The following is a 1,036-nucleotide window of genomic DNA, read 5'->3' on the forward strand; positions in this document are numbered from 1 at the left end:
ACAGCAAGCCCCAAGAGCAGCGTCAGCAAGACGACGATCAGCAGGCCGAACTGCGCAAGCTACGCGCTGAACTCAAGCGCGTGACGGAAGAGCGAGACATCTTAAAAAAGGCCGCCGCGTACTTTGCCAAGGAGTGCGGCTGAAGTACGCCTTCATCAAGAAGCACTCGACTGATTACCCGGTGCGGCGCCTTTGCCAAACCCTCAAGGTGCACCCCAGCGGCTATTACGCCTGGCTGGCCGAGCCTCAATCTGCCCGAGCAAAAGAAGATCAACGTCTGCTTGGCTTGATCAAACACGCTTGGCTGGAAAGCGGAGGTGTATACGGCTACCGCAAAATTCACGATGACCTGCGTGAGCTGGGAGAGGAATGCGGCCGAAATCGAGTCAGGCGCTTGATGCAGGCGGAGGGACTGCGTTCTCAAACGGGCTATCGGCGGCGTCCAGGGTTCTATGGTGGAAAACCAACAGTGGCCTCGCCCAACCACCTCGCGCGGCAGTTCAAGGTAAGTGAGCCGAACAAGGTCTGGGTGACAGATATCACTTACATCCGCACCTATGAAGGGTGGCTCTACCTCGCGGTAGTGCTGGATCTGTTCTCACGCCAAGTAATTGGTTGGTCAATGAAGCCAAGGATGTGCAGCGACCTGGCTATCGACGCGATGTTGATGGCTGTTTGGCGACGCAAGCCTCAGCAGCAAGTTATGATTCACTCAGATCAAGGCAGTCAGTTCAGTAGCTCGGATTGGAAAAGCTTTTTGAAGGCCAACAATGTAATCAGCAGCATGAGCCGGCGGGGAAACTGCCACGACAATGCCGTAGCCGAGAGCTTTTTCCAGCTTTTGAAGCGAGAGCGAATCCGACGAAAGATCTACACAACCCGTGAAGAAGCCCGAAGTGATATTTTCGATTACATCGAGATGTTCTATAACCCTAAACGCCGACACAGCAGTGCTATGCAGCTGTCTCCAGTAGAGTATGAGAAACGCTATTTCCTGAGCTTGGAGAGTGTCTAGAAAACCAGGGGCGATTCAAAC

1 pseudogene is annotated in these 1,036 nt (G+C 54.0%); it reads left to right on the top strand.

The features are described from left to right. Nucleotides 1-1,015: pseudogene (locus K5E40_RS34325) on the top strand (IS3 family transposase); the annotation flags it as partial. Between the last annotated feature and the right edge of the window lie 21 nt (nt 1,016-1,036).

Source organism: Pseudomonas baetica, assembly GCF_019733355.1.
Lineage (GTDB): Bacteria > Pseudomonadota > Gammaproteobacteria > Pseudomonadales > Pseudomonadaceae > Aquipseudomonas > Aquipseudomonas baetica_A.